A 17592-nucleotide genomic window follows, 5' to 3' on the forward strand; every position below is an offset into this window, starting at 1 on the left:
TTTCGGAGTTAGAAAAATGTCCGTCACCGATGCGCTTCTTGCTTTCACGCTAGCTGCCACTCTGCTCACGCTTACCCCTGGTCTCGATACCGCCCTTATCCTGAGAACTGCCGCCGCCGAAGGGGGCAAAAAAGCTTTTCATGCCGCGCTTGGCATCGACGTAGGCTGTTTTGTGTGGGGGGCGCTGGTTGCCTTTGGACTTGGCGCTCTGTTGGCAGTTTCTGAATTTGCCTATACCTTGCTCAAGTGGTGCGGTGCCGCGTATTTATGCTGGCTGGGTATTCAGCTGCTTTTGCGTCCTCGCCAGAGTTTTAGCCTTGCCTCCGCTGACTCAACCCGAGCCAGCAACTGGTTTTTGCGCGGCATGTTAGGCAACGTGCTTAATCCGAAAATGGGCGTGTTCTACGTCTCTTTCCTGCCGCAGTTTATCCCCTCCGGCCATTCGCCGATCCTCTGGACTTTCCTGCTGGTTTCTATTCATGCGGTGCTTGGCACGCTGTGGTCCCTGACGCTGATTCTTGCCACGCGCTACGCTTCCGGCGTGCTAAGAAAGCCTGGCGTTGTGAAGTGGATGGATCGCGTTACCGGCTGTGTGTTCCTGCTCTTTGCCGCGAAGCTGGCCATCAGCCGACGTTAAGTCTGTTTCGCCGTCAGCATGCCCGGCGTCTGGCCGGTCATGCTGCGGTAAAAGTAGATAAAGGCGCTGTCGCTGGAAAAACCCAGCTCCGAGGCAACAACGGTAACCCGCGCGTGGCTGGCCAGCATTTCCACCGCCTTCATTAAACGCCACTGCTGCCGCCATGGCTGGTAGGAGAGGCCGGTTTCCCGGAGGAAAATACGGCCAATGGTGCGCTCGCTTGCGCCGGTTACGCTGGCCAGTTCGTTGAGCGGCGGCGGCAGCGTGTCGCCCGTCAGGTGGCGCAGCCGCTTATCCTGAGGGAAGCGCAGCGTCATCGGGACTTCTTGTGCGGCATTCAGTTCCGCTACGCACAGGGCGGCCATGTGCATCGGGGCGCCTTGTTCCCAGTCCGTTTCCCAGGCGCTGGCCGAAATCCTCTCCAGCAGTTCGTTGAGCAACGGCGTCACGTTGAGCACCAGCGCGGTGGCGGGCAGCGTGGGGTAACGTTTCATATCAAACCAGATTGAGCGGTAGGCCACGCTACTTTTCATTTCTGCCCGATGGCTGACGCCGCCGGGGAGCCAGGCGACTTTACCCGGCGGCAGCAAAGAGAGTACCTGGCCTTCATCCAGCGTGAGCTTCACGCAGCCTTCCCGGGTAAACAGCAACTGCCCCATCCGGTGTCGATGTAGCCCGGAATCATGATCCCCAAGTTCAGCCTGCACGCCAATCACGCCGTTATGCAGCGCGTCAGGGTTAAATTCTGCATCCGCACTTAGCCAGCTCATAATGTCTGATTTCCGATATTAAATGTCATAATGTTTATAATGATTCATCTGACGTTCTCCTACAATAGCGCCTCTTTTTGAGGAGGACGTATTGTGAAAACACATCGCGGTATGGCGCTCTTAACGGCGCTACTGATGTTTCCGCAGATTGTGGAAACCTTTTATAGCCCGGCACTGACCGATATTGCCGGGTATTTCGCGGTCAGCGCGCAGGATGCAGCCTGGACGCTGTCCATTTATTTCCCGGGCTTTGCCCTCGGCGTTCTGGTCTGGGGACGGGTATGCGATCTGGCCGGCCGTAAGCCAGCCCTGTTGCTGGGCCTGGCATGCTACGCAGTAGGGTCGATCCTTGCGCTGCTGGCGCACGATTTCAGACTGCTGCTCGCGGCACGCGTTATCGCGGCCTTTGGTGCGGCGTCCGGGTCGGTTGTCACCCAGACGATACTCCGGGACCGCTTTAGCGGGCAGACGCTGGCAAAGATCTTCGCTTTTATGGGCATTGCTCTGGCGGTAAGCCCGGCGATAGGCCTGTGGGCGGGCGGGATGCTTGTTTCCTGGGGCGGTTTCCGGGGAGTGTTTGATGCCCTTGTGGCGCTTGCCCTGCTGCTCTTTATCTGGAGCGCCTGGCGGCTGGAAGAAACTCGCTCTGCGCAGCATCAGAGTCAGTCCATCGCCAGCGTCGCGGTGCGAATGCTGAAAGATATGCAGATCTGGCGTGCTGCAGCGCTGGTCGCGCTGTTTAACGTGAGCCTGTTCAGCTATTACGGCCTGGCGCCGTTTATGTTTGAGCGGTTTGGCATGGAGCCCGGTACATTTGGATTGAGCGGTGTCCTGCTGGCGCTTGGCTCTTTGGCTGGCGCGCAGCTTAACCATCAACTCATCCAGCGCGGCGCGAGTTCAGCCACGCTCTTACGCCTCGCCTGTATCTGCGGCCTGATCGGGGGCCTGGGCGTTGGCCTGCTGTCGGCCAGCCCCTGGTTCCTGGCACCGATGTTTATGGTGATGCTGGCCTTTTCGATGGCAATTCCGGTGGTGCTTGGCACTGCGCTCAGCGCCTACTCAGATTGCCGGGGGACGGCAGGCGCACTTTTCGGCCTGGTCTATTACGTGCTGATTGGCGCCGGGCTTTTCGTTGCCGGCTGGGGACAACGGCTGGATATAACGCTGATCGTATGTGCCGTGGGCATTACGCTTATCGGTTGGAAACATTTACGGAGATAATACTCTGCGCCCTCTCCTCGTGGAGAGGGCCGCATCGCTAAGGCAACAGTTACAGCAGTCCACCCAGATTCACATACTTGGTTTCCAGGTACTCTTCTAGTCCACAGTCGGAGCCTTCGCGGCCGAGGCCGGACTCCTTCACGCCGCCGAAAGGCGCGACTTCCGTGGAGATAATCCCTTCATTAACGCCGACCATGCCGCTTTCCAGTTGCTGTGTCACCCGGAAGGCGCGGGCGAGATCGCGGGTATAAAGATAGGCGGCAAGGCCAAACGGCGTGCCATTAGCGCGTTCAATCGCCTCCAGTTCATCGCTGAAGCGGAAGCAGGCCGCCAGCGGGCCAAAGGTTTCTTCGCGGGCCAGCAGCATGGCTTCGGTAGCGTCGGCCAGCACGGTAGGCTGGTAGAACGATGCGCCGAGGGCGTGACGCTCGCCGCCGCACAGCAGGCGCGCGCCGTGCTCAAGGGCGTCCTTCACGTGGGCTTCCACTTTCTCAACCGCTTTCTGGTGAATCAGCGGCCCCTGCTGTGCACCCGGTGTCAGGCCAGGGGCAACTTTCAGCGCCCGCGCGGCGGCAGCGAGTTTCTCAACAAACTGCTCATACACACCCGCCTGGATGTAGAAACGGTTAACGCACACGCAGGTTTGCCCGCTGTTGCGGAATTTGGCCGCCATCGCACCCTCTACGGCGGCGTCAATGTCCGCATCGTCAAAGACGATAAACGGTGCGTTACCGCCCAGCTCCAGCGACAGTTTTTTCACGGTATCCGCCGCCTGGCGCATCAGCAGCTTGCCGGTTGGCGTAGAGCCGGTGAAGGAGATTTTACGCACCGTCGGGCTTGCCATCAGCGTGCTGCCGATTGCCACGGTATCACCGGTGACGGCGTTAATTACACCAGCCGGGACGCCTGCCTGTTCGGCGAGCACGATAAGCGCGAAGGCCGAAAGCGGTGTTTCGTTTGCCGGTTTAATCACGGCGGTGCAGCCCGCAGCCAGTGCAGGGCCGAGTTTGCGGGTTAGCATCGCCAGCGGGAAGTTCCATGGGGTAATAGCCGCGACCACGCCAACTGGCTCCTTGAAGGTGAGGATTTGGTTACCCGCTTTTGTAGAAGGAATGGTTTTGCCGTTGGCACGTTTGGCTTCCTCGGCAAACCATTCTATAAAGCTGGCGGCGTAGGCCACTTCGCCTTTGGCTTCTGCCAGTACTTTGCCCTGTTCGGTGACCATCAGTTCTGCCAGTTCGGCCTGATGCTCCATGATCAGCGCGAACCAGCGCTGGAGGATCTGCGAGCGGGCTTTGGCGGTTAATGCTCGCCAGGCGGGCAGGGCGGCGTGTGCGGCAGCGATGGCTGCCTCGGTCTCTTTTGCTCCGGCGTTGGCTACCTGAGCCACTATTTCATCGGTTGCCGGGTTTAATACGGCATAGAGCTCGTTGGCGTCCCGCCATTCACCGTTGCAGTACCAGCCGGTACGAACCAGTGCGTCAAAGCTGCTCATGCGATGTTCCTTGTGGTTACGTTGTCGATAAACAGGCCGCGAGCGGCGCGGCTCTCACGCGCAATACGTTTGCCTGCGGTGTAGTCGTTGATGACGTCGCACGGCGTGTAGTTACGCTCCAGTTCGTAGCGCTCATCTTCATCCAGCGGTGTGCCGAGTGCGGCAATTGCGCTGTCAATTTGCTGTACAGAATCTGCGCCAACCAGCATGCAGTCCACGCCCGGATGGTTCAGGACCCATGCCTGAGCAATTTGTGCCGGAGGCAGGCCGCGCAGCTGAGCTACATGGCTGACGGACTGCGCAACGTTTCGGGAAGTGATGTCCGCGTACATCTCCTGGGTGAAGAAGTCGGTCTGGTTGCGCACGGAGGTAAAGTCACAGCTCAGCAGGCCGCGGGCGAGCGGGCTAAAGACTGACACGCCAAGCCCCTGGTCGCGGCAGAAAGGGATCATTTCCCGCTCTTCTTCGCGGTAGGCGCAGTTCAGCTGCAACTGCATATTGATGGGTTTCGCGTAGCCATAGCGCTCGCAGCACCAAAGGATTTTCGCCAGTTGCCAGGTGTACATGGTGGAAACGCCGACGTAGCGCGCTTTGCCACTGCGCACGATGTCGTTCATCGCCGCCCAGGTCTCTTCGACAGGCGTATTCACGTCGAAGTAGTGCAGCATGTAGATATCGACGTAGTCGGTGCCGAGGCGCTTCAGGCTGCCGTCGATGCTTTCCATGATGTGTTTGCGTGAATGGCCCTGGTTGTTAAAGCCGGTGCCGATGGGGTAGCCGACTTTGGTGGTGAGGACCAGGTCATCGCGGCGGGCAATGCGTTTTAACACGTTGCCGACCACTTCCTCCCCCGCGCCGCTGGAGTAGAAGTCCGCGAGGTCGATAAAGTTAATGCCGGATTCCAGCGCGTGACGGATCAGCGGCTCGCTTTGCGACTCGTCAAAAATCCAAGGTTTCCACTGTTTGCTGCCCATGTTCATGGTGCCGAGGCACAGGCGAGAGACTTTCAGGCCGCTGTGGCCCAGATTGACGTATTCCATTTCGCCTCCTCAGGCTTTTGGGGTGTAGAAAGGGTTACCGAGCTGCGGCAGGGCGTCAGCAATCTGGCTGCGCTGCGGCAGTTTGCCCATGGCCGCGCGGATGGCCTGGCGGCAGGCGCGGTAGTTGTTGTGGTACACCTCGTCGATATCGTTGCAGCCGGGATTGACCCAGTTGGCGGTGACGATGCACCAGTTGTCTTCTGCTTCCGGCGGCAGCGTGCCGTCCAGAAGTGCTTCGGTGACCGCTTTGGCGATGGCGGCCTGAGAGGCTCCCCAGGTGGCATTGCCGTGCAGCTCGCCGCTGATTTCCGCTTTGTTGACGTACAGCGTCATCGGTTTGGCCGGAACGTTAGGTTTGATCACCACCATAAACGGGCAATGACCCTGGCTTGGCGAAGCGAGGCTGCTGGAAAACGCCTGGCCAACCACGCCGCTGCGTGGGCCAATCATGATGTTGATGTGCGAGGCGTTAACGCCGTTACCTTCAAACCCTTCTCCGATATACATTTCCACGAGACTTCTCCTGTTAAGCGTGAGCGTTATTTAGCCGGTTCAGCGGCGGCATTGCCGTGGCGCTGGGCCGGATCGTGAGCGGCATCGACCAGGGTTAACCCTTTGGTTTCAGGCGCCCAGGCGAGAGAGACAACGGCACCGATGACGAGGATCAGCGCCAGCATGCCGGTGGTGGCCTGCATGCCGTAATTCAGAATGGCCAGCGGCAGTAAGCCGGTGCCGATGGCGGAGCCGAGGCGGCTCATGGAGGTGGCAAAGCCGACGCCCATCGAGCGCACTTCCGTCGGGAAACTTTCAGCCGGGAAGACGCCCACCAGATTGCTGACCGCCGACATCACCAGCGTGAAGGCGGCAAAGAACAGAATTAACCAGCCGGACTGGCTGACCGGAATGATGCTGAGCATCACCAGGCAGGCGGCGAGGAAGACGAACGAGCCGATCAGGAAGCCACGGCGCGAGCAGACCACCGTCAGCAGGATCCCGAGCAGCGCGCCGACGATCAGCAGGGCGTTCAGCAGCAGGTCGGTGGTGAAGTTATTGTTCAGCCCCATCACCTGCAGAATCGACGGCAGGAAGGTGTAGATGGCGAAATACGGGATCACCAGGCAGACAAAAAACAGACTGTTGAAGGCGGTGCGGCGGCGGTATTTCGGCCCGAACAGCGACATAAAGCGCTGTTTTGAGGCGACGGGGGCTTCATCCACCAGCAGCACGTTAGGGCCGAAGTGTTTATGGACAATCGCCATCGCTTCTTCTCGTCGCCCTTTGCCCATCAGCCAGCGCGGGGATTCCGGCGTGCCGATGCGCATCAGCAGAATAATCAGCGCGGGCAGGGCGGAAGAAGAGAGCAGCCAGCGCCAGGCGTCCGGCCCTAGCGCCGTCAGGAAGTGCCCGGCAAAGCCTGCGGCCACGTAGCCAAAGGTCCAGATCACGCTGAATGAGCCGAGCAGGACGCCGCGATGTTTTCGGGGGGAAAACTCGGCCAGCATAGTGTGGCCGACGGAGAAGTCGCCGCCGAGGCCGATGCCGACCATTACCCGCAAGAAGAACAACTGTTCTGGCGTGGTGGCGAAAAACTGCAGCGCCGAAGCGAGGGTGATCACCACGAAGCTGAAGCAGAAGATCTTCTGGCGGCCAACGTAATCGGAGATCCAGCCCAACACCAGGCTGCCGAGAAACAGGCCGATCAGCGCCGAACTGCCGAGCATCCCTTCCCAGAAGGGCGTTAACCCCATTTGAGGTTTGATTTGGGCCAGCGCGAAGCCGATGACGCCGAGCACGTAGCCGTCGGTAAAGTGTGCGCCGAAGGTCAGGCCGGCGATTTTGATATGGAAACGGTTTAACGGCACGTCATCCATACGGGTGTACTGTTGTGTCAGGTGGGACATGATGCCTCCTCCCGCGAGGTGGTTTTGTAGGGTGTTTGTATTTTTTATGTTTCAAGTACGTTAACAATGTGGCAGTAAAGCGCCTCAGCAGGCGAGTGCGTTTTAGTCATACCCCCAGGCAAAAAACGCATGTGATCGTCCTCCTGTTTTGCAGAAATAGCTGCGGCGGGGGATGGTGTTTCAGGGCAGGTTAGAAACATATTATTAACATGACTGGCGCTCGCCCGCGGATAATGACAACAATGAGAAAACTCCCGTCACTCAGTATGTTAAGGGTCTTTGAAGAGACTTGCCGGACGCTTAGCTTTAGCAAAGCGGCGCAGGCCTTGTGCATTACCCAGAGCGCGGCCAGTCGGCAAATCAAACAGCTCGAGGCGTTTCTCGGCAAGCTGCTGTTCGTGCGTACCCACAGCGGGCTGGAGTTGACCCAGGACGCGATGCTGCTGTTGCCGGTGGTACGCCAGTCGCTGGATATTCTTGAAGAGGGCGTGTGCCACGTTCAACTGCGCAATCCTCTCCAGCATCTTCGCCTGCAGGTTGCTCCGACCTTTGCCACCCGCTGGCTGGCACCGCGGCTGGTGGCGCTTCGCCAGCGCAACGGCCAGCTACAAATTGCCCTTATCAGCGAAACCCGGCAGAAATACAGCGATTTTGACTGCGCCATCCGCTTTGGCACCCGCCAGGAAAGTGAAGGACGGGGGCAGTGGCTGTGCCATGAAAAACTGCTGTTGGTGGCCAGCCCGCTGCTGATGATTGACGGCGTCTTTCCCTCGCTGGCCTCGCAGTCACAGCTGCATATTCTTAACGGCGACATCCGACTGGATAACTGGTCGCGCTGGCTTGCTGCGACGGGAGAAAATGACAGTCTGCTTTCCGGCGGGCTGGAGTTCAGCACCGAGGATCAGGTGATCAACGCCTGTGTGACCGGGGCAGGCTATGCGGTGCTCGACAGGATGATGATCCGCAACGAGCTGCGTGGCGGGTTATTGGTGCCGCTGGCGGAGCTGGAGCTTGAAAGCGGAAATGGTTACTGGCTGGAGATCCCCCAGGGCAAGCGGGAGCTGCCGCGAGTGGGCTATTTTAGCGACTGGGTTCAGGCCGAGATCGCCCGTTTTTGGCACGAAGAAGAGGGGGAATCTTCCCGGGCAAAGCTGCTTCTTTCCCGTGAAGAACCGATAGCCCTTTCTCTCTAATGTGATCTTAATGAGAGTTAACATATATTTTTCATTCGATTAATTTCCACAACGTGCTGAGAGTATGCTTCGCCAAACTCAACGCAGTCTCTGACCTGACACGCCATGAAAAGTGAGTTGGATCGCATTTCTATTTCTGAAAAAAAAACAAATCTCAATATTTGGTGGTTGTTTTTAGGATTATTCTTGGGAATAATGGCGCAACGCTTTGCTTCTCTTCAACCATGCTCGGTTCTATGAATGCGTGGTGTTAAATATCATTGATTATTTTGTTGTTATTTAGCTCTGTGCTCAATCCATTAGTTTCCTGTCGGTATAGTTTCGTCTGGCATCTATTATGAGTTGGTTAACATGTCCGCAATTGAATTAAAAAATGCTCCTGTGGAAGATATCCGTACGTTTTCGGTGATAACTGAATCGAGTCAGGAAATTGATTTGATTCATCTGTTAAGTACCCTTTTCGCGGCAAAAAAAACGATAATTGCCATCACATTTGCTGCTGCATTAGCCGGGTTGGGCGTTAGCTTTTTGATGCCGCAGAAATGGTCAAGCAAGGCCGTTATTACGCCGCCAGAATCCTCTCAGCTAATCGAGTTGCACCGCGCGATGGTTGAGCTGACGGTTCTGGATGCAGCGCCTAATGTCGACGCCGGGCATGTTTATCAAGCCTTCCTGAAAGACTTTGACTCGCAGGCGTTGCGTGAAGAGTATTTGGCCAATTCTGAGTATGTTAAAAAGCTTGTTAATGCCGTTAACTCGGACGATAGCGTAAAACTACACCGGGCTATTCAGGAAACGGCTGCAAAATTCAAATCGGTAAATACCGCAGATTCTAAACTGCCGGATGCCATCCCCTATACCTCATGGGCTTTAAGCTTCACTGGACCGAATCCAGAAGAGGCCAGGGATGTGCTGAGCGGTTATATTCACTTTATTGCGCAGCGAGTTAATCAAGACATTGTGCAAAATTTACGCTATAGCGTTGAATTAAAAAGCGCGGTAGAGAAAGATAAACTCGAGCTGGATAAGAGAAACCTCGAAAACCAGCATAAAGTGAATATTCAGCGTCTGGGCTACTCGCTTGAAGTTGCTAACGCGGCGGGAATTAAAAAGCCGGTATACAGCAATGGGCAAGCGGTAAAAGACGATCCTGATTACTCGGTTGCGCTGGGGGCTGATGGGCTGGCCGAAAAACTGAAAATTGAATCCGCGCTTAAAGATGTGGCGGAATTAAACGCCAGCGTTCAAAACCGGGAGTACTATTTAACTAAACTGGAGCAGGTCAAGGTTAACGACGTTGACTTCCAGCCCTTCCGCTATCAAATGAATCCTTCTTTGCCGTTGAAAAAAGAAGGCCCGGGGAAATCCCTCATCGTCGTGCTGGCGGCTTTGCTTGGCCTGATTGGCGCCTGTGGCTACGTGCTAATGCGCAATGTCATGGCCGATAGGCAGAAAAAGCTGGAAATTGTTTAGCGCGCTGCATTCCTTTTAAAGCCTCCCTTCGGAGGCTTTTTTCTTACCGGAATAAGGGTTATAACCGAAGGGAAATGGCAAAAGGGGATGACAATGAAAACGATTGGGCTGCTGGGCGGCATGAGCTGGGAATCCACCATTCCTTACTACCGATTAATTAACGAAGGGATCAAACAGCGTCTGGGCGGGCTGCATTCGGCCAAAATTGTGCTGCACAGCGTCGATTTTCACGAGATTGAGGCCTGCCAGTCTGCCGGTGAGTGGGACAAGGCCGGTGAGATGCTGGCTGAGGCGGCGCTGGGGCTGCAAAAGGCCGGGGCTGAAGGCATTGTGCTGTGTACAAACACTATGCACAAAGTCGCGGAGCATATTGAATCCCGCTGCTCGCTGCCGTTTCTGCACATTGCCGACGCCACCGGGCGGGTGATTGCGGCTCAGGGAGTAAGCCAGGTGGCCTTGCTGGGCACGCGCTACACCATGGAACAGGATTTTTATCGTGGCCGCCTGCAGGCGCAGTTCGGGATCCGCTCGATTATTCCTGACGCCTCCCAGCGTCAGCGTATCAACCAGATAATCTTCGATGAGCTGTGCCTCGGGGTGATCAACCCTGAGTCGAAGCGCTATTATCAGCAGGTGATTCAGGCGCTGCAGGCGCAGGGGGCGGAAGGGGTTATTTTCGGCTGTACCGAAATTGGCCTGCTGCTCAGCCAGCAGGACTGCCCGCTGCCGGTGTTTGATACCGCCGCCATCCACGCCGCCGATGCAGTTCGCTTTATGTGCGGTGAAGAGTAATGGTTTATCCTTATATATCAATTAAATAAGCGTAAGTAGTGTTTTTTCCCCACGACGAGCCGGGTCATGCCCGGCCGCTAATGTGTTATAAATTTGTTATGTAGCGCACATTATTCCAAAAAGCTGCTCCTCTGAAATCCTCACACTACAGGCGATTGCGCACAGCAATGGCTTTTCATCATGTCTGCAACCGGAGTTATACAATGCCTGTTTCCTTACTGGCGCTGGCGATGAGTGCGTTCGCCATCGGCACGACGGAGTTCGTGATTATGGGACTGCTGCCCGAAGTGGCAGGGGATCTCCATGTCTCCATTCCCGTCGCCGGCTGGCTGATCAGCGGCTATGCGCTGGGGGTCGCCATTGGCGCGCCTATCATGGCGCTGCTGACCGCCCGACTGCCGCGCAAGCTGTCGTTAATTTTGCTGATGGTGATTTTCATTGTTGGCAACCTGCTGTGCGCCCTCGCGCTGAGCTACAACTTCCTGATGCTGGCGCGCGTTATTACGGCGCTGTGTCACGGCGCGTTCTTCGGGATTGGCGCAGTGGTCGCGGCAAGCCTCGTACCTGCCGGGCGCAAGGCTTCGGCGGTGGCGCTGATGTTTACCGGCTTGACGCTGGCTAATGTGCTGGGCGTGCCGATTGGCACCTGGTTCGGACAGCTTTACGGCTGGCGAGCTACTTTCTGGGGCGTGGCCGTTATTGGGGTGATTGCGTTTCTGGCGCTGGGAGTGAGCCTGCCTTCGCAGAAAGATGAAGAAGCCACTGACTTAAAAAGCGAAATCAAAGCGCTGGCGCACGGCAAGCTTTGGCTATCGCTTAGTATGACGGTGTTCTTCTCTGCGGCGATGTTCGCGCTGTTCAGCTATGTTGCACCGATGCTGCTACAGGTGACAGGCATTACGCCAGAGGGCGTGAGCTGGACGCTGTTCCTGATTGGTGCGGGGCTGACGGTGGGGAACATTCTGGGTGGGCGGTTGGCGGACTGGCGGGTGTCATTCAGCCTGATCCTCAGCTTTAGCCTGATTGCGGTCTTTTCGTTACTGTTCAGCTGGACAAGCCATGCCGCATGGCTCGCGGAAATCACGCTGTTCCTGTGGGCGATGGCGGCGTTTGCCACGGTACCGGCGCTGCAAATCAACGTGGTGCTGCACGGCAAAGAAGCACCTAATCTGGTGTCCACGCTGAATATTGCGGCCTTTAACGTCGGCAATGCGCTCGGTGCCTGGGTTGGCGGCACGGTCATTGATCGTGGCTTCGGCCTGACGGCGGTGCCGGTCGCCGCGGCTGCGCTGGCAGTGGTTGGCCTGATACTTTGCCTGATTAACTTTAGCAACGGCACGGGGCATCAGCAGCCGGTGACCGGGCAATAAGCTAGCGGTTGAGCAGCGCGTTGAGCGGGTCGCTATACAGATGCATGTTGTGCTGTAAGTGGTCGCTGAACGCGCTGACCAGGGCTGATGCCGGGCGGTGCAGGGGCCGAATCAGGCTGACGGTAAAAGGCACCGCCACGCTGAACGGGCGTACCACCACGCCGCGTTCGTGGTAATCCAGTGCGGTTAAAGGGTTGACGATAGACACGCCAGCCCCCGCCTGAACCATTGCGCAGACGGACGCGGCGCTGTGCGTTTCCACCACCATTCTTCGTTTTACGTCATATTCCTGAAACAGCGAGTCCAGCAGTTGCCGATAGCTGTCGGTTCTAGACAGGCTGATGTAATTTTCCCCGGCAAAATCCTGCGGTGTGAGTTCTGCTTTCGCGGCTAGTTTGTGCCCGGCGGGCAGCACGCAAACTTCATTCAGAGTGAGTAGGGTTTGGCGTTCCGTCCCGGCAGGCGTGGTGATGTTTTCCGTCAGCCCCAGGTCGTGGCGTTGGGCGGAAAGCCACTCTTCCAGCAGCGGGGATTCCTGCGGCACGATGTTCAGGCTGAGCTCCGGGTAGCGGGCCAGGAAAGGGTGTATCAGGCGCGGCAGAAATGACTGAGAAAATACCGGCAGGCAGGCAATAGACAGTTCGCCCTGGCGGAACTCACGCAGGCTTTCGGCGGCATTAATAATACGATCCAGTCCGTACCAGGAGCGCTGAACTTCTTCAAACAGCCGCAGTCCCTGAACGGTGGGGTAGAGGCGGCCCCGACTGCGCTCGAACAGCTGCAGGCCGATAAGCTTTTCAAAGCGCGCCAGCTCCCGGCTGACCGTGGGCTGGGAGGTGTGCAGCAGGCCTGCGGCTTCGGTGAGGTTGCCGGCCGTCATCACGGCGTGGAAGATTTCGATGTGGCGCAGGTTGATGGCTGGCATGGTGTTGTTCCGCTGATGTTGATTACCCTCACCCCGGCCCTCTCCCTGGAAGGGGGAAACAGAAATTGCATTGGGCATTAAACTGTCCCCTCTCCCCTCTGGGGAGAGCGTTAGGGTGAGGGGCATTTTCTAAACCATATCATATTTGAATAGACTCGCTAGAAAACGATATTTTTTATCCCTCACTTTCTGTGGCGTAATAGGGAAAATGACGTTTACCGGAGTTCACCATGCCACGCTCGCTGCACGACACCACCACCGCGCTGAACGCGCAAAACTTGCTGACCCTGCCTGCTGAATTTGGCTGCCCGGTTTGGGTGTATGACGCGGAGATCATTCGCCAGCAAATTGCCCAGTTGCGCCAGTTCGATGTGATTCGCTTTGCCCAAAAGGCTTGCTCGAATATCCACATCCTGAAACTGATGCGTGAGCAGGGCGTGAAGGTGGATTCGGTGTCGCAGGGGGAAATCGAGCGCGCGCTGGCGGCAGGCTACAAGCCGCTGGAAAACCCGGATGATATCGTCTTTACCGCCGACGTGATCGACAACGCCACGCTGGCGCTGGTGGCCGAGCAGAAAATCCCGGTCAATATCGGATCTGTGGATATGCTGCATCAGCTCGGCGAAGTCTCGCCGGGACACCGCGTCTGGCTGCGTATTAACCCGGGCTTTGGGCACGGGCACAGCCAGAAAACCAACACCGGCGGCGAGAACAGTAAGCACGGCATCTGGCTGAGCGATATGCCGAAAGCGCTGGAAGCGATGCAGCGCTACGGTATCCACCTGGTGGGTATCCATATGCACATTGGTTCCGGCGTGGATTATGGCCATCTCGAACAGGTGTGCGGCGCGATGGTGCAGCAGGTCATCGACTTCGGTCAGGATCTTGAGGCGATTTCTGCGGGCGGTGGGCTGTCCATTCCTTACCGTGAAGGTGAGGAAACGATCAATACCGATCACTATTACGGCCTGTGGAATACCGCGCGTGAAAAAATTGCCGCTCATCTGGGGCACCCGGTGAAGCTGGAGATCGAGCCGGGGCGTTTCCTGGTGGCGGAAGCCGGGGTGCTGGTTTCGCAGGTGCGCGCAGTGAAAGATATGGGATCCCGCCACTTTGTGCTGATCGACGCTGGTTTTAACGATCTGATGCGTCCGTCTATGTACGGCAGCTACCACCATATTTCTGCGCTGGCGGGTGACGGGAGGGATCTGTTCGCACTGGAGCCGAAAGAAACCGTGGTGGCGGGGCCGCTGTGCGAGTCCGGGGATGTGTTTACCCAGCAGGAAGGCGGCAAGGTAGAAACCCGCCTGCTGCCGCCGGTAAAACCGGGTGATTACCTGGTGCTGCACGATACCGGCGCATACGGGGCTTCTATGTCCTCTAACTACAATAGTCGTCCGCTGCTGCCGGAAGTGCTATTTGATAACGGCAGCGCGCGCCTGATTCGCCGCCGCCAGACGATTCAGGAGTTGCTAGCGCTCGAGCTACTTTGAGACTTTCCGTCCGGCCTCGAAAAAGGGGCCGGGCGCAACGGAGTCCCTCAGTACCAGCGTCCCCACAAATGGCGGGATGGGGGCTAACGGTTCGCCGCTCGCTAGCTTAATGGCCTGATCGATGGCGGTAATGATCATGTTGTCGATGGGCAGATAGACGGATGACAGCGCTGGTTCCAGCCACTGGGCGCTAGGCGCGTCATCAAAGCCGAACAGCGAAATATCCTGTGGAATACGGATCCCGGCCTGGTGCAACGCTTTAGAGGCACCCAGCGCCATATCGTCGTTACAGGAAAACAGCGCGCTGAAGGTCACGCCGCTGGTCAGCAGCTCCTGGCACAGGTGGTGCCCTTCGGTCATGCTGGAATCCCCGTATTTCACCCGGCTCTCATCCCACGCAATGCCATGTTTTTGCAGTGCTTTCCGGTACCCCATCAGGCGCGCCTTGCCGGTTGGCGTGGAAATAGGCACGGTAATGCAGGCAATTTCCCGGTGACCTTGCTGGATCAGGTATTCGGTGGCCTGAAAGGCGGCATCCTGCTGCTCGAAGAAGACGCAGCGTTCACGGGCCTGGGTGACGTCCCGGTTAATGACGACCAGCGGCACCTGAATCGCATTCATCAGCGACATCAACGCCCGTTCGCTCATAAAACGTGTGTAGAGAACGATGGCGTCGCAGTGCCTGTCCGCCAGCATTTGTACGGCATCCAACTCTTTTTCAGGCGTGTCATGCCCGTCGGTGACAATCAGCTGTTTACCGTAGAATTCCGTGCGGCGTGAAGCCTGCTGCAGCAGGCGCCCGAAGTAGAAGCCATCGAAGGTGGAGACAACCAGCCCGATACTGTTGCTGCTGCGGTTTGCCAGCGATCGTGCCAGAAAATTAGGCTTATAGCCCAGCTCTTCCATGGCCTTAAATACCTGTTCGCGGGTGCTTGCTTTAACCTGTCCGGTGCCGTTTAACACGCGAGATACCGTCGCTTTGGAAACCCCTGCGCGTAACGAGACATCTAACATTGTTACCATTGTTTCCTTCCCGATCTGGACGCTGTCGCGATTTTCCAGCAGTTTATCACAGGAGTTTCGCCCGCAAGCGGCCTTGCCGTTTCGCCGTGCAAATTGTCGTCCCGGATCACGCTTTCAGAATTTGGTGTGGTTTTTTAGGAGTATATCGTTGTGAAAATTGTCCCGTTGTACCAGGCCCCTCAGCACGCAGAGCAAGTCACGGAGTGGCTTTGGCTGGCGTTTGGCAGTCAGGAAAGCCGAGGCTTTTTTGCGTCTATTGTTGCCGCCAGCCAGCGGGAAGGCGAAATGCCCCTGACGTTTATTGCGCTGGAGGGCGAAAAGATGGTGGGGACCGTGGGGCTGTGGCGCTGTGATTTGATCAGCCGGCAGGATCTCTGGCCCTGGCTGGCGGCGCTGTATATTGATGAAAGCCAGCGAGGAAAGGGACTGGGCGAGATTTTACAGCGACACGTCGTGGAATATGCCCGCCAGCTGGGTTTTGAGTCTTTGTATCTGTATTCGGCCTGTAAGACCTATTATGAACGGTTTGGCTGGCGCTACATTGGCGACGGGCTGGATTACCCCGACCAGCCCGTACATCTTTATCAACTTACGCTTTAAGCGTTGTCGCCCGGAGAGGCCACCGAGTGTCGGCGCACCAGCGTCGGGCTAAACATATGGGTGATTTCCGGCAGCGGCAGGTTTTCGGCCAGCGCCAGCGCGAGCTCTGCTGCCTGAGTCGCCATGGTCACTATCGGGTAGCGAACCGTGGTCAGCCTGGGCCGCACGTAGCGTGAAATTAACACGTCATCAAAGCCAATCAGCGAAATCTCACCGGGAACATCAATGCCGTTGTCGTTCAGCACGCCCATCGCCCCGGCGGCCATTGAGTCGTTGTAGCAGGCCACGGCGGTGAAGTTTTTGCCGCGTCCCAGCAGCTCCGTCAGGGCCTGCTCGCCGCCGCTTTCATCGGGTTCACCAAAGGTCACCAGACGCTCGTTGACGGGGATATTGTGCTCGCGGAGCGCGTCGTAGTAGCCCTGAAGGCGGTCTTCTGCGTCCGATATCTGGTGGTTGGAACAGATGTAGCCGATGCGGGTGTGCCCCTGCTGAATCAAATGGCGCGTCGCAAGCCAGGCGCCGTAGCGGTCATCCAGCGCAACGCAGCGTTGCTCAAACCCTGGCACAATGCGGTTAATGAGCACCATACCGGGGATTTGCTTCATCAGCGAAATTAGCTCCTCATCAGGGAGTTTTTTGGCGTGAACGACCAGCGCCGCGCTGCGGTGGCGAATAAGCTGTTCAATGGCCTGGCGCTCTTTTTGTTCGCTGTGGTAGCCATTGCCAATAAGCAGGAAGTTGCCGGTGCGGTAGGCAACCTGCTCCACGGCTTTAACCATCGCGCCAAAGAAGGGGTCGGAAACGTCGCCCACGATCAGGCCAATGGTTTCCGTGGCCTGTTGGGCAAGGGCTCTCGCGTTAGCGTTGGGATGATAATTCAGCGCTTCCATGGCGCTATTCACCGCCTGCTTTGAGGCATCGCTGGCTTTTGGGGAGTGGTTGATGACGCGTGAAACCGTGGCGACAGACACACCAGCCAGCCGAGCCACATCCTTAATTGTCGCCATGAAAAGCCTTCCTGTTAGGGGTAATCGTTTACACTGCGTTTAGTTTTACGGAATTCCCTGATGACTGCAAGGCAACAACTGATGGGAATATTGCAAAGTAGAGCAAAATCAAGGTGAAAGCGTGTAACGGTTACACTTGCTTCAAGAGGTTGCCTCTTTTTAGTGCATGTCGCGGATTTTTAAACGTTTCCGCCCAAATCTTTGCTTACATTTTGCAGTCGGCTGTTGCGATTTCAGCATAGCTTAATGGAAGACGCCGCTGCTACATTTGTGGTCCCAGAGGTATTGATAGGTGAAGTCAGCGATTATTTGCTGATCCTATGAATTACACCAACCTGCGCGGATGCGCAGGTTTTTTTTTGCCTGAATCCAGCCGCCTGTAACAAGAATCGAAAATTTAAACACCTGGTTGCACTTGGGCTCATTCCCTTGCTTTTTGCCGCTGGTTTCGCCGCTGGCGGCACGAGACAATTCGGATCCCAGAGGTATTGATTGGTGAGAATTCCTGGTACTCTGCTGAGTACAATTCTTTTGCACCAACCTGCGCAGATGCGCAGGTTTTTTTTTGCCATTTTTTGAGCCCCCTCCCGCACTTAACGCAACTGGTGTACTCTGCGACTCTACACTTAATGCTGACCGACAGACGACAAAG

Annotated in this window: 16 protein-coding genes; 8 read left to right on the plus strand and 8 right to left on the minus strand. The window is 56.9% G+C overall.

All coding sequences use genetic code 11. The annotated features are described in order from the left end of the window. The first annotated feature begins 16 nt into the window (after window positions 1-16). On the plus strand, window positions 17-637 hold the full coding sequence (locus tag WFK85_RS20315) for a LysE family translocator (protein WP_008458500.1): 621 nt from the start codon (window positions 17-19) through the stop codon (window positions 635-637). Here the strand turns inward: WFK85_RS20315 and WFK85_RS20320 are convergent. Next, window positions 634-1407, minus strand: a complete 774-nt coding sequence (locus WFK85_RS20320; protein WP_336709264.1) for an AraC family transcriptional regulator — start codon at window positions 1405-1407, stop codon at window positions 634-636. The genes WFK85_RS20315 and WFK85_RS20320 overlap by 4 nt on opposite strands. Window positions 1408-1500: 93 nt before the next feature. On the opposite strand from WFK85_RS20320, the gene WFK85_RS20325 reads away from it, so the two are divergent. Next, window positions 1501-2628, plus strand: coding sequence for a multidrug effflux MFS transporter (locus WFK85_RS20325; RefSeq protein ID WP_442892328.1), 1128 nt, complete (start codon window positions 1501-1503; stop codon window positions 2626-2628). A 49-nt stretch (window positions 2629-2677) separates the two neighbouring features. On the opposite strand, the gene WFK85_RS20330 is transcribed toward WFK85_RS20325, so the two are convergent. The 4 genes from WFK85_RS20330 to WFK85_RS20345 are packed head-to-tail and all read right to left on the minus strand — an operon-like array spanning window position 2678 to window position 7064. Beyond that, window positions 2678-4123 (minus strand): NAD-dependent succinate-semialdehyde dehydrogenase, encoded by a 1446-nt coding sequence (locus WFK85_RS20330; protein ID WP_336709266.1) that lies wholly within the window; start codon window positions 4121-4123, stop codon window positions 2678-2680. After that, window positions 4120-5163, minus strand: a complete 1044-nt coding sequence (locus WFK85_RS20335) for an aldo/keto reductase (protein WP_008458496.1) — start codon at window positions 5161-5163, stop codon at window positions 4120-4122. Before WFK85_RS20335 ends, WFK85_RS20330 begins: the two co-directional genes overlap by 4 nt. A 9-nt stretch (window positions 5164-5172) precedes the next feature. Then, window positions 5173-5676 (minus strand): formaldehyde-activating enzyme, encoded by a 504-nt coding sequence (fae, locus tag WFK85_RS20340; protein WP_008458495.1) that lies wholly within the window; start codon window positions 5674-5676, stop codon window positions 5173-5175. Window positions 5677-5702: 26 nt separating this feature from the next. Further along, entirely contained in the window at window positions 5703-7064 is a 1362-nt protein-coding gene (locus WFK85_RS20345) for an MFS transporter (protein ID WP_166995939.1), read from the minus strand. A 242-nt stretch (window positions 7065-7306) separates the two neighbouring features. On the opposite strand from WFK85_RS20345, the gene WFK85_RS20350 reads away from it, so the two are divergent. The 4 genes from WFK85_RS20350 to WFK85_RS20365 all read left to right on the plus strand — a co-directional run bounded on the left by WFK85_RS20350 (window position 7307) and on the right by WFK85_RS20365 (window position 11892). Further along, window positions 7307-8257: a LysR family transcriptional regulator gene (locus tag WFK85_RS20350; protein WP_286180347.1), complete on the plus strand. Its 951-nt coding sequence runs from the start codon at window positions 7307-7309 to the stop codon at window positions 8255-8257. Window positions 8258-8608: 351 nt separating this feature from the next. Continuing rightward, complete coding sequence (gene wzz(fepE) / locus WFK85_RS20355; protein WP_336709268.1) at window positions 8609-9730, plus strand: LPS O-antigen length regulator Wzz(fepE); 1122 nt, start codon at window positions 8609-8611, stop codon at window positions 9728-9730. A gap of 93 nt (window positions 9731-9823) precedes the next feature. Continuing rightward, on the plus strand, window positions 9824-10522 hold the full coding sequence (locus tag WFK85_RS20360; RefSeq protein ID WP_166878276.1) for an aspartate/glutamate racemase: 699 nt from the start codon (window positions 9824-9826) through the stop codon (window positions 10520-10522). Window positions 10523-10725: 203 nt separating this feature from the next. Beyond that, window positions 10726-11892: an MFS transporter gene (locus tag WFK85_RS20365; protein WP_008458489.1), complete on the plus strand. Its 1167-nt coding sequence runs from the start codon at window positions 10726-10728 to the stop codon at window positions 11890-11892. Window position 11893: 1 nt separating this feature from the next. On the opposite strand, the gene WFK85_RS20370 is transcribed toward WFK85_RS20365, so the two are convergent. After that, window positions 11894-12817: a LysR family transcriptional regulator gene (locus WFK85_RS20370; protein WP_166878279.1), complete on the minus strand. Its 924-nt coding sequence runs from the start codon at window positions 12815-12817 to the stop codon at window positions 11894-11896. A gap of 230 nt (window positions 12818-13047) precedes the next feature. On the opposite strand from WFK85_RS20370, the gene lysA reads away from it, so the two are divergent. After that, on the plus strand, window positions 13048-14310 hold the full coding sequence (gene lysA, locus WFK85_RS20375) for a diaminopimelate decarboxylase (protein ID WP_336709271.1): 1263 nt from the start codon (window positions 13048-13050) through the stop codon (window positions 14308-14310). On the opposite strand, the gene WFK85_RS20380 is transcribed toward lysA, so the two are convergent. Continuing rightward, window positions 14302-15333, minus strand: coding sequence for a LacI family DNA-binding transcriptional regulator (locus WFK85_RS20380; protein WP_071530500.1), 1032 nt, complete (start codon window positions 15331-15333; stop codon window positions 14302-14304). The two genes, lysA and WFK85_RS20380, sit on opposite strands and share 9 nt — an antisense overlap. A 150-nt stretch (window positions 15334-15483) precedes the next feature. Between WFK85_RS20380 and WFK85_RS20385 the strand changes: the two genes are divergently transcribed. Further along, window positions 15484-15933, plus strand: a complete 450-nt coding sequence (locus WFK85_RS20385; protein WP_336709273.1) for a GNAT family N-acetyltransferase — start codon at window positions 15484-15486, stop codon at window positions 15931-15933. Here the strand turns inward: WFK85_RS20385 and galR are convergent. Next, on the minus strand, window positions 15930-16940 hold the full coding sequence (gene galR / locus WFK85_RS20390; protein ID WP_008458479.1) for an HTH-type transcriptional regulator GalR: 1011 nt from the start codon (window positions 16938-16940) through the stop codon (window positions 15930-15932). The two genes, WFK85_RS20385 and galR, sit on opposite strands and share 4 nt — an antisense overlap. Window positions 16941-17592 lie beyond the last annotated feature (652 nt).

It is taken from the genome of Cedecea sp. VD22, assembly GCF_037150195.1.
GTDB lineage: Bacteria > Pseudomonadota > Gammaproteobacteria > Enterobacterales > Enterobacteriaceae > Cedecea.

Coding starts and splice junctions, on each gene's coding strand:
- lysA (WP_336709271.1), top strand. CDS start 13,048: ATGCCACGCTCGCTGCACGACACCACCACCGCGCTGAACGCGCAAAAC.
- WFK85_RS20370 (WP_166878279.1), bottom strand. CDS start 12,817: ATGCCAGCCATCAACCTGCGCCACATCGAAATCTTCCACGCCGTGATG.
- WFK85_RS20335 (WP_008458496.1), bottom strand. CDS start 5,163: ATGGAATACGTCAATCTGGGCCACAGCGGCCTGAAAGTCTCTCGCCTG.
- WFK85_RS20330 (WP_336709266.1), bottom strand. CDS start 4,123: ATGAGCAGCTTTGACGCACTGGTTCGTACCGGCTGGTACTGCAACGGT.
- WFK85_RS20360 (WP_166878276.1), top strand. CDS start 9,824: ATGAAAACGATTGGGCTGCTGGGCGGCATGAGCTGGGAATCCACCATT.
- WFK85_RS20345 (WP_166995939.1), bottom strand. CDS start 7,064: ATGTCCCACCTGACACAACAGTACACCCGTATGGATGACGTGCCGTTA.
- WFK85_RS20380 (WP_071530500.1), bottom strand. CDS start 15,333: ATGGTAACAATGTTAGATGTCTCGTTACGCGCAGGGGTTTCCAAAGCG.
- WFK85_RS20315 (WP_008458500.1), top strand. CDS start 17: ATGTCCGTCACCGATGCGCTTCTTGCTTTCACGCTAGCTGCCACTCTG.
- WFK85_RS20365 (WP_008458489.1), top strand. CDS start 10,726: ATGCCTGTTTCCTTACTGGCGCTGGCGATGAGTGCGTTCGCCATCGGC.
- galR (WP_008458479.1), bottom strand. CDS start 16,940: ATGGCGACAATTAAGGATGTGGCTCGGCTGGCTGGTGTGTCTGTCGCC.
- WFK85_RS20350 (WP_286180347.1), top strand. CDS start 7,307: ATGAGAAAACTCCCGTCACTCAGTATGTTAAGGGTCTTTGAAGAGACT.
- WFK85_RS20320 (WP_336709264.1), bottom strand. CDS start 1,407: ATGAGCTGGCTAAGTGCGGATGCAGAATTTAACCCTGACGCGCTGCAT.